The organism is Hymenobacter agri, assembly GCF_054778495.1.
Map to the genome: position 1 here is coordinate 1 of NZ_BAAGZM010000098.1, position 10,568 is coordinate 10,568.

8 protein-coding genes are annotated in these 10,568 nt (G+C 62.2%); 3 read left to right on the forward strand and 5 right to left on the reverse strand.

Going from position 1 to position 10,568, the window contains the following annotated elements; all coding sequences use genetic code 11:
- On the reverse strand, positions 1 to 824 hold an 824-nt coding region (locus ACYVDE_RS07535), incomplete at its 3' end, for a PepSY-associated TM helix domain-containing protein (RefSeq protein WP_460500872.1).
- A gap of 184 nt (positions 825 to 1,008) precedes the next feature.
- The gene (locus ACYVDE_RS07540; RefSeq protein WP_460500873.1) at positions 1,009 to 3,468 is read right to left on the reverse strand and encodes a TonB-dependent receptor domain-containing protein; all 2,460 of its coding nucleotides are present in this window, start codon (positions 3,466 to 3,468) and stop codon (positions 1,009 to 1,011) included.
- Positions 3,469 to 3,743: 275 nt separating this feature from the next.
- Here ACYVDE_RS07540 and ACYVDE_RS07545 point away from each other — a divergent pair, with 275 nt between their 5' ends.
- Positions 3,744 to 4,067 (forward strand): hypothetical protein, encoded by a 324-nt coding sequence (locus tag ACYVDE_RS07545; protein WP_460500874.1) that lies wholly within the window; start codon positions 3,744 to 3,746, stop codon positions 4,065 to 4,067.
- 52 nt (positions 4,068 to 4,119) lie between these two features.
- On the opposite strand, the gene ACYVDE_RS07550 is transcribed toward ACYVDE_RS07545, so the two are convergent.
- Both ACYVDE_RS07550 and recQ read right to left on the reverse strand, forming a co-directional pair.
- Entirely contained in the window at positions 4,120 to 4,611 is a 492-nt protein-coding gene (locus ACYVDE_RS07550; RefSeq protein WP_460500875.1) for an EamA family transporter, read from the reverse strand.
- A gap of 156 nt (positions 4,612 to 4,767) precedes the next feature.
- A complete protein-coding gene (gene recQ / locus ACYVDE_RS07555) occupies positions 4,768 to 6,972 on the reverse strand; it encodes a DNA helicase RecQ (protein WP_460500876.1) in 2,205 nt (734 codons plus the stop codon).
- A 351-nt stretch (positions 6,973 to 7,323) separates the two neighbouring features.
- Here recQ and ACYVDE_RS07560 point away from each other — a divergent pair, with 351 nt between their 5' ends.
- Both ACYVDE_RS07560 and ACYVDE_RS07565 read left to right on the forward strand, forming a co-directional pair.
- On the forward strand, positions 7,324 to 8,340 hold the full coding sequence (locus ACYVDE_RS07560) for a KpsF/GutQ family sugar-phosphate isomerase (protein WP_460500877.1): 1,017 nt from the start codon (positions 7,324 to 7,326) through the stop codon (positions 8,338 to 8,340).
- 114 nt (positions 8,341 to 8,454) lie between these two features.
- Positions 8,455 to 9,537: a mannose-1-phosphate guanylyltransferase gene (locus ACYVDE_RS07565; protein ID WP_460500878.1), complete on the forward strand. Its 1,083-nt coding sequence runs from the start codon at positions 8,455 to 8,457 to the stop codon at positions 9,535 to 9,537.
- Positions 9,538 to 9,754: 217 nt separating this feature from the next.
- Here ACYVDE_RS07565 and rlmB read toward each other — a convergent pair.
- The coding region (rlmB, locus tag ACYVDE_RS07570) for a 23S rRNA (guanosine(2251)-2'-O)-methyltransferase RlmB (RefSeq protein ID WP_460500879.1) at positions 9,755 to 10,568 on the reverse strand (814 nt) is incomplete at its 5' end.

Genomic DNA, 10,568 nt, shown 5'->3' on the forward strand with positions numbered 1-10,568 from the left:
CCGGTGGGCCCGAGAAGAATCATTTCGGCCTGCGGCGAGCGGCGGCGCACGGCGCGGTAAATCAGGTCGGGCAGGGGCTGGGTAGCGGCGGGCACGGCTTGCAGCGTGTCTATTCTGGCCACCGCGGTTTCCTGCGGGTAGGTGCGGCCGCCGTTGGCCGCCAGTACGGCCGCATCGAGCAGCGCCGGAAAAACCATGAACAAACCCGTGAGGGCTAGCAGCCCGGCCACGCTGGCCACGTAAAAGCCCAGCACGCTGTGCAGGTCATAGTTCACGCGTCGCCATCGCGCGCGCCATTTGATGGTGAGGCGCTGCCGCCGCTCCTGCTTCCGTTTGGGCCACCACAGCACCAAGCCGGTGCCCAGCATCAGCAGAAAGATGATGACGCTGCCGCCCACCACCCACTTGGCCGCCGGCTCGGGCAGCAGCAGCGTCATATGAATTTCCTGCACGATGCTGAAAAAGTGGCGTTGCAGGTTCTGCTCATTCACCAGCCGGCCGGTGTAGGGGTTCAGCGACACTAGAATGGGCCGCCGGGCCGAATCGGTGAAAAACACCGTGGCCGCCCGCTCGGGGCCGAAATACGTGACCCAGGTGGTGTGGCGGTCTACGCCGGGGTGCCGGGCCAGCGCGGCCGCTTGCAGGCGCGAGGGCAGCAACAGCGGCGTAGCCCGCGGCTCCACCTTGCGTCCGCGCTCGGTAAGGTCCCGGATTTCGTCCTGGAACGTGAAAATGGCCCCGGTCAGGCTCACCACGAATACCACTAGCCCAGAGGCCAGCCCCAGCCAAAGGTGCAGTTTGCCAACGGCTTGCTTAATGGTCATGGGAGCGTTTGAAAGATTAAAAGAACGTCATGCAGCGCATTCTGCGCATCAAGCAGAGACGAAGCATCTCGCTTATGGCAGCAGCCCCAATCGTGAAGAAAATTAGTGGTGGCGGGCAAGATGCTTCGTCTCTGCTTGATGCGCAGAATGCGCTGCATGACCGTGTTTTCGCATTCGCTGCCACCTAAAACTTATACGCCACCGAGCCCACGATGCTGCGCAGCTTCTGCGGGTTCATCGTGGTGTAGCCCACCCAGTATTTCTGGTTGGTCAGGTTGTCCACTTTGGCCGAGAGGCGGAATTTGGGCTGGTCGTAGAACACGCTGGCGTTGAGCACCGTGTAGGCGGGCAAAATGAAAGTACCCTGCGATACGCTGTTCACAATTTTGTTGTCGCTCGCGTAGTTGCCGCCGAAGCCCGCGCCCAGACCCTGAAGCACGCCCGCGGGCTGCCGGTAGCTCACCCAGGCATTGGCCAGGTACGGCGACGAAGCCGTGGCGGGCCGGAAGCCGTTCACGTTGTCGGACGTGTTCACGAAAGCCGAATTGTTGTAGGCGAAGCCGCCCACCACGTTCAGGCCCGGCAGGGGGCTGGCCGTTAGGTTCAGCTCGGCCCCGCGGCTGCGCTGGGTACCGTCCTGCACGCCGATGATGACGAAATTGGCGGTGTAGCCGATGGTACGCAGAATGTTCTGCACCCGAATGTCGTAGTAGCTCGCGGTCAGGCTCAGCCGGCCGCCGGCCGCGTCGAGCTTCACGCCGCCTTCCAACTGGTTGGCCCGCTCGGGCTTCGTAATGCGCGTGCCGCCTGCCTGGTCTACGTAGCTGGTGTTCAGGTTGGTGAAGCTGTTCTGGTAGTTGGCGAAGATGGCCACCCGGTCCTTCACCGGCTGGTATACCAGGCCGAATTTGGGCGAGAGGGCCGTTTGGTTGTAGGCCGTTACGGGCGAGTAATAGATGCCGCCCTTATTGTCGTAGCGGTCGAGGCGCAAGGCCGCCAGCACGCTCAGCTGGTCAATCAGGTTCAGCACGTCCGAAGCGAAAGCGCTGTAGGTGTTGACTTTAGTCGTAACCAGATAATGCGGCAGGGCAGGGTTGGCCGCGTATTTCGCCTCCACCGCCGCCCCGCTGAAGGTGCGGTAGGCATCGGCGTCCAGGCCCAGTCGCACAGCGTCGATATTGCCGCCGAAAAAGTCTAGGTTGGAATTAATCCGCAGGAAATCAAGGCCCAATACCACGCGGTTGCGCAGGCCGCCCAGCTGGAAATCGCCGTTGAATAGCTGCTGCACCTCGTAGGTGTCGCTCTGGCTATTGGTCGACTGGTCGGCTCGGTACAGGCTGTGCACGCCGGCGCGGCGGGGCAGGCCCGCCGCCGGGGCCGTTTTGCCCAGCGCCGCCAGCGAATCCAGCGCGTACACCGTATTGGAAATCAAGTAGAAATACGGGCCCTTGCCCTGCGAGTAGCTGCGGCTCGACGACAGGTAAGTGGTCGACGTGAAGCTGGGCGAAATTCGGTAGCGCACCTGCCCAAACAGGTTGGTGCTGCGCGAATCCTGCGTCAGGCCCGGCCCCAGGTACGACTGCCGGTAGTCGAGCGGCGCCTGGTCGGCCCGCGCAAAGCCCAGGTTTTTCACCTGCTCGCGGTAGTCGAAGTAGATAATCTGCTTGCCGATGTTGCGGCCCCGGTAAATTTCCGCGTCCAGGTTAATGGTCAGCCGGTCGGTGGGAGCAAATTGCAGGCTGGGCGCAATGGCCAGGTTGCGCGTGTAGCCCGCGTAGCCCGCATTCTGGAAGTTGTCCTCGTAGGTGTACGCCGTGTTCAGGCGGAAAGCCAGCGTCTTAGCGGCATTGAGTGGCGTGTTCACGTCGGCGCTCACCCGGTGGAAGCCGTAGCTGCCGCCCGCGGCCGTCACCTCGCCCCCAAAGGTTTCGAACGGCTTCTTGGTCACGCGGTTCAGCAGGCCGCCGTAGGAGGTGAGCGCGCTGCCGAACAGCGTGGCCGATGGCCCTTTGATGGCCTCCAACTTCTCCAGATTGATGGCGTCGATGTCGCTGGTCACGTTGCCGGCCACGCCGTTGCGCAGCTGGCTCGAGGTCACGAAGCCCCGGCTGGCGTAGAACGCGCCGCCGTCGCCGCCGCGGCCGGTGGCGTCCCACATTTTTTGCAGGCCCGGCACGTTGCGCGTCGCCTCATCCACGCTGAACACCAGCTGCTCGGTCAGCAATTCCTTGCCCACGGTGGCGTACACCTGCGGGTTTTCCAGGTTTTTGAGCGGCATTTTGGCCACATCCACGCTGCTGGGGCGGTTGAATTTGTTGACCCGCGCGCCCTGCACCACTACTTCCTGCAGTTGCGCCGTGCTCTCGGCCAGCCGGAAATCGAGCGTGGCGCGCTGCCCGGCCACCACTGTCACCGGCAGCTCGGCCGGCTTCAGCCCCACGAAGGAAACCACTACCGTGTAGGTGCCCGCCGGCACCGCCGCAATGCGGTAGCGCCCGTCGCTGCCCGTGATGCTGCCCAGCGGCTGCCCCTGCACCCCCACGCTCACCGACTCGGCCGCGCCGCCATCGGTCGTCGTTACGCGGCCCACGATGCTGCCCGTCTGTTGGGCCCAAGCGGGTAATGAGCAAAGGGTTAGCAGCAAAATTAGGTAGCGGAAATGCGGGCCGTTCATCAGTATGTTATTTAGACAGATTCTATTTAAGGGCAAAGGTAGGGCAGGGAATGACCGGAATAAAAATTATTTAGAATAATTCTAAATAGTGTTGCGTGCTTCATTCCGCCCGATACCTTTGCCGCTGTGCGGAGCCGTTGAACGCAGCGCCAATGGCGTTTCCGGCCGTGTCGGCTCGCCCGCCAGCGTGGATGCCGACGGGCGGCGGCCGCATTCCCGTTATCCGCTTCATTTTCCTGCTCGCTATGTGCCGTTCCCTGCATCACAACGACTTAGGCTGTATTGCGCGCTGCCCCGAGGGCTGCTGCCTGCACGTGTATTTCGGCAACGTGGCCCTGCGCCTGCAGCTGGCCGAGCTCGGCGAGTGGCGCGCCACCATCGCCGGCCTCTACGAGCAAAGCGCCCGCTACCAACCCGACCCGCAGGCGCGCTGCCTAGTGCTGCCCGGCGTGGCCGCCTGCCAGAAATTCGTCTTCACCCTCGAAGAATTGTTGCTGCTCTACGACCTGCTGATGAGCGCCTCGCTGCTGCTCGAAGCCGAAGCGCTGCTGGCGTCGGGCTTGAATTAGCTGCTAATGGCCAAGGTGGTGAATGCCCCGCCAAAAGCTGTTATGGGGCGCGCTACGATTCGTAAATAGTTGTTCCGCTCGCGGGACGGCCCTTGTCGGCACTGGTTTGGCTCGGCTTGGCGGCCGGTTTGGAAGTGGCAATGAAGATGGCCCCGGCGGCCATGAGTGCCGCACCCAGTACGACTTGCCAGGTCAGCTTCTCCTTAAGGAAAACGGCCGCCATCGTGACCGAAAATACCAGCGTGATGTTGGTGAGCGGCGAAACGCGCGAGGCATCGCCGATGGACAGGGCCCGGAAAACCAGTAGCGACGACGTGGCCGTGAGGATACCCGCTGCCACCAGCACCAGCCAGGTTTTGCGCTCAATCTTGCCGATTTCGGGCAGCAGGTCCTGCGCCAGCACCGTGCCCCAGGCCACCGCCAGAATCAGCACGGCCTCAATGGCAAACACCAGGCTGGGCGGTACATCCTTAATCGCGGCTTTCGACAACGTAACCACCGAAGCCGAGGCCAGGGCCGCCAGCAGCGCATATACTATCCACATAAATCAGCCCTAAAACACTTGCCAAACAGCAGAATAGCCGTGGTTGACCATACGCGGCTAGCAGGGTATTGTTCAGGTATCAACAAAAAAGCCGCCCCGGCCGGGGCGGCTTTTTATGTGTTGCGTTACTTGGTGAAAAGCCAGATAATGTGATTGTTAGTTGGCTACTTCGCTCAGGAATTTCACCCGTACCAGGCGCAGCTCCTCTTCGGTGAAGTCGTCGCCGAGTTCCTTCATGGCCACGGCAATGTTGTCGGTGCTGGCCTTCATGAAGTAGTCGTAAATCTCGTCCTGCACTTCTTCCTCCACCATTTCTTCGAGGTAGTAGTCGATGTTGAGGCGGGTGCCGGAGTAGCAGATGTGCTCGATTTCCTCCATTAGCTCGGCCATCGTGATGCCCTTCGACGAGGCAATGTCTTCGAGCATCATCTTCTTGTCAATCTGCTGAATGACGTAGATTTTGATTTTCGAGCGGTTTACGGCCGACTTCACCACCACGTCCTCAGCGGTTTCGATGTCGTTGTCTTCCACGTACTTCTTGATGGCGGCCACGAAGGGCGCGCCAAACTTCTGGGCCTTGCCTTGGCCCACGCCCGACACGTGCGTGAGGTCGTGCAGGGTGGTGGGGTAGGTGGTAGCCATCTCCTTCAGGCTCGGGTCCTGGAAGAGGACGTAGGGCGGCAGGTTTTTCTGCTTGGCTACCTGCCGGCGCAACTCCTTCAGCTGGGTGAACAGCGCTTCGTCGTGGCCGGCGGCGTGCTGCACTTCCTCCTTTTCCTCGTCGGCCTTCTGCTCCTCCTCGAAGTTGTGGTCGCGGGTGAGGGTGATGGAGCGCGGATTCTCGATGAAGTCCATGCCCTTCTCGGTAATGCGCACCAGGCCCAGGCTGTCGATGTCCTTCTCCAGCAGGCCATTGAGCAGGCACTGACGCAGCACCGAGTGCCAGAACTGCGCGTCGCCCAGCTCCTTGCCCGTGCCGTAAATCGGCAGGGCGTTGTGGCCGTAGCTCTCGATGTGCGGATTGCTCAGCCCCAGCAGCACCTGCCCGATGTGGTTCAGGTTGAAGCGGGCCTCGGTCTGCACCACGGCGCGCAGGGCCAGGCCCACGGCCGCTTCGCCCTCAAACCGCTCCTTGGGGTGCTTGCAGTTGTCGCAGAAGCCGCAGTCCTTCTCCAGCGTTTCGCCGAAATAGTGCAGCAGTTGCTTGCGGCGGCACACCGACGACTCGGCGTAGTTCGTCATTTCCTGCAGCAGCTGGTGGGCGTTGTCGCGCTCGGTCACCGGCTTGTCCTTGCTGAATTTTTCCAGCTTCAGGATGTCGTCGTAGCTGTAAAACATCAGGCAGTCGCCCTCCAGGCCGTCGCGGCCACCGCGGCCGGTTTCCTGGTAGTAGCCCTCGATGGATTTGGGCGCGTCGTAGTGCACCACGAAGCGCACATCGGGCTTGTCGATGCCCATGCCGAAGGCGATGGTGGCCACAATCACGTCGCACTCCTCATTCAGGAAAGCGTCCTGGTTGTCGATGCGGGTCTGCTGGTCGAGGCCGGCGTGGTAGGGGCGAGCGCGCACGTCATTCACGCGCAGCAGCTCGGCAATTTCCTCCACCTTCTTGCGGCTCAGGCAATAAATGATGCCAGCCTTGCCCTTGTGCTGCTTCACGTACTGAATCAGCTGTTTCTTGGTGTTGTGCTTGGCGCGCACCTCGTAGTAGAGGTTGGTGCGGTTGAAGCTGGTTTTGAAGACGCTGGCATCGTCCATGTGCAGGTTCTTCTGGATGTCCAGCTGCACTTTGGGCGTGGCCGTGGCCGTGAGGGCGATAATGGGCACGTTGCCGCCCAGGTTGTCGATGATGCCGCGAATCTTGCGGTACTCGGGCCGGAAGTCGTGGCCCCACTCCGAAATGCAGTGGGCCTCGTCGATGGCCACGAAGCTGATGGTGCTTTTCAGCAGAAACTCGATGGTGTCGTCCTTGGTCAGGCTTTCGGGCGCCACGTAGAGCAGGCGCACCTCGCCGCTCATCACGTCTTTCTGCACCCGTTTCATTTCGGTTTTGGTCAGGGTCGAATTGTACACCTGCGCATTCACCCCGAAGGCCCCGAGCTGGTCGACCTGGTTTTTCATCAGGGCGATGAGGGGCGAAATAACGATGGCTGTGCCCGGTACCACCAGGGCCGGCAACTGGTAGCACAGGCTTTTGCCCGCGCCGGTGGGCATAATCACGAACGTATTGTGTCCAGCCAGCACGTTTTGAATAACAGCCTCTTGAGTTCCCCGAAACTGGCCGTAGCCGAATACTTCCTTGAGTGTATGTTTCAAATCGGCGGTAAGGGCCGGGGCTTCCTGAAGGGCAACTGAAGACATAAGATGAAGGCGCTGGTGAAAAGCTTACCGACTCGCGGTTCATAACGAAGATAAGCAATAACCCCTATTTCGACGATGAAAACGGGCCGTTTTTGCGAATTGTGGAAAACAATTTTGTCATATTGCCGTCCGCGGCCCGCCGCCAGCCGCACGGGCTGCAACCTACTGCAATCGTTGGCTCATAAAGCGGAAACGCACGGGCCAAAGACGGAGAATCTGACCGGAGAGCGCGAAAACGACCGGTGCGGCGGCGGCTACATACCCCGCTGCCGGTTGGTGCTTGCTTGCGGCAAATGGATGGCGCTTAAATTCTATCCCCCAATTTTGCAAAATCAACCTCATCTCGTGTTCATGTCCGCTTCCGTCCATTCTTCCGCAGGCAGTGCCGCCGCCAGCGCCGCATCCGCCAGTGTGCTCGCCATTGCCCGCCAGGTGCTGCACGAAGAAGCCGATGCCGTGCGCGCCGTAGCCGACGCGCTGGCCGCCACGCCCGATTTTGCGGCCTGTGTGCAGGCCATCCTGCAATTGCAGGGCCGCGTGGTGGTGACGGGCATTGGCAAAAGCGCCCACATTGCGGGCAAAATGGTGGCCACGCTCAACAGCACCGGCACGCCGGCCCTGTTCATGCACGCGGCCGACGCCATTCACGGCGACCTGGGCATGATTCAGCCCGGCGATTTCGTCATTGCCATCAGTAAAAGCGGCGACACGCCCGAGATTAAGGTGTTGGTGCCGCTGCTGCGTCGCAAGGGCGTGCCGCTGGCCGCCCTCGTCAGCAACGCCGACTCCTACCTGGCCCGGCAGGCCACCTACGTGCTGCACGCGCCGGTGACGAAAGAGGCCTGCCCCAACAACCTAGCCCCCACCACCAGCACCACCGCCGCCCTGGCCCTGGGCGATGCCCTGGCCGTGTGCCTGCTCGAAAGCCGCCAGTTCACCGCCGCCGACTTTGCCCGCCTGCACCCCGGCGGCACCCTCGGCAAGCGCCTCTATCTGAAAGTGGGCGACCTCAGCCGCCAGAACCAGCGCCCGCAGGTGCAGGAAGATGCTGCGCTGAAAGACGTGCTGCTCGAAATCTCGGGCAAGCGCCTGGGCGCCACCGCCGTGCTCGACGCTGCCGGCCAGCTCGCCGGCATCATCACCGATGGCGACCTGCGCCGCATGCTGGGCAGCTTCTCGGACCTGGAAAAGCTGCGCGCCCGCGACATCCTCACGCCCCGCCCCGCCACCATCGACGTGGACGATTTCGCCGCCGAGGCCCTGGCCCGCATGCAGAGCCGCAACATCACGCAGCTGGTGGTGACGGAGGACGGGGCATTTGCCGGCTTCATTCACCTGCACGATTTGCTGCGCGAAGGGCTGGTGTAGTGTATCGCGAAGCGGTGTTTCGCCTCGCCCATCCCCCAGTTGTTGCAACGCGAAGCGAGGCACCGCTTCGCAGGACATCGCCGTACGTTCGGCTTCGGCCTTACCTTTGTCATAATGAATTCTACGTATCTCATCGTTATGGCCGGCGGCATTGGCAGCCGGTTCTGGCCTTTCAGCCGCACGCACCATCCGAAGCAGTTTCATGACGTGCTGGGCGTGGGCCGCTCCATGCTGCAGCTCACCGTCGACCGCTTTGCCGGCGTATGCCCGCCCGAAAACGTGTTCGTGGTGACGAACCGCGACTACACGGCCCTGGTGCAGGAGCACCTGCCCGACCTGCCCGCCGACCAGATTCTGGGCGAGCCCATTGGCCGTAACACGGCGCCTTGCATCGCCTACGCCAGCTACCGCATCGCGCAGCGCGACCCCCAGGCCACCATCATCGTGACGCCGGCCGACCACGCCGTGCTGCGCGAAGATGAGTTCCGCCGCCTCATCAACATTGCCATCGATGCGGCGCAGGCCAACGACGTGCTCATCACGCTCGGCATTCAGCCCTCGCGCCCCGACACCGGCTACGGTTACATCCAGTACATGGACGAGCAAAGCCTGCCCGGCGGCCAGCTGCACAAGGTGAAGACCTTCACCGAGAAGCCCAATCTGGAAATTGCCAAGATGTTCGTGGAAAGCGGCGACTTCCTCTGGAATTCAGGCCTGTTTGTGTGGCGCGCTGATGTGATTCTGCACGCCTTCCACCAGTATTTGAGCGACATCGCCGAGGTGTTCGACGAAGGCGCCGAGCAGCTGGGCACCCCGCAGGAAGAAGCCTTCATCGGCGAGGCCTACTCGCGCTGCCGCAACATCAGCATCGACTATGGCGTGATGGAAAAGGCTGATAACGTGTACGTGCTGCCCGCCGATTTCGGCTGGAGCGACGTGGGCACCTGGGATTCGCTGCACCGCATCGGCGAGCGCGACGACAACAACAACATGGTGAACGGCGACGTGCTGCTCTACGACACCACCGGCTGCGTCATCAAAACGCCGTCGGAGCGCCTTGTGGTGGTGCAGGGCCTCGAAGATTTCATCGTGGCCGAGTACGACAACGTGCTACTCATCTGCAAGCGCAGCGAGGAGCAGCGCGTGAAGGAGTTCGTGGCCGACGTGAAGGCCAAGAAGGGCGCGGGGTATAACTAAGCACCACAACTCTCCTCCTCAGCTCAGGAGGGGATGTTTCAGCCAAAGGCTGAAATGGGGAAATCGGCCGCGCCGACGGCGATAAACAGAACGACCTGCTGGTTCAAGCGCAAGCGCTGCCAGCAGGTCGTTCTGTTTTCGTTCAACGAGGCCAACCACCCCAGCTTGTGCTGGCGCACAAACGTCCCCTCCTCAACTGAGGAGGGGAGTTATCGTTCTAGCTTGCCCGCTGGCGCGCCACCTCGAACAGCATGATGCCGGCGGCTACGCCCACGTTCAGGCTCTGAATCTGGCCGCTCATGGGCACCTTCAGCTTCACGTCGGCCAGGTTCAGCAGGTCGGGCGAGATGCCGTCTTCCTCCGAGCCCATGAGCACGGCCACGGGGCCGCTGAAGTCGACCTGGGCGCTGCCCACGGCCTCGTCGGCTTTTTCGGTACAGGCTACCACCGTGATGCCCGACTGCTGCAGGTAGCGCACGGTTTCGTGCAGGCTCACCTCGCGGCACACGGGCAGCAGGTTGAGGGCGCCGGCCGAGGTTTTGAGCGCGTCGCCGTTGATTTGGGCCGCGCCGCGGCTGGGCACCACCAGCGCGTGCACGCCCAGGCACTCGGCGGTGCGGGCAATGGCGCCGAAGTTGCGCACGTCGGTAATGCGGTCGAGCAGTAGCAGGAAGGGCACTTTGCCTTCCTCAAACAGCCCGGACACGATGTTGTCGAGCGGGGCGTAGTCGATGGGCGACACGAAGGCCACCGCGCCCTGGTGGTTTTTGCGCGTCAGGCCGTCGAGCTTCTCTACGGGCACCAGCTGCACTTGGATGCCGGCTTCGCGGGCGGCGGTGGAGATGTCCGTGACGAGGCTGTTTTTGGTGCCGCGCAGCAGGAAAATCTTTTCCAGGGTGCGGCCGGCGCTCAGCGCTTCTAGAATAGGGCGCAGGCCAAACAGCATGTCGATGCTGGATGCCTGGGCGGGGCGCTTGTCGTAGCGGGGGCGGTCGTTGCCGCCGCGGCCCGCGCCTTCGCTGCGCTCGCGA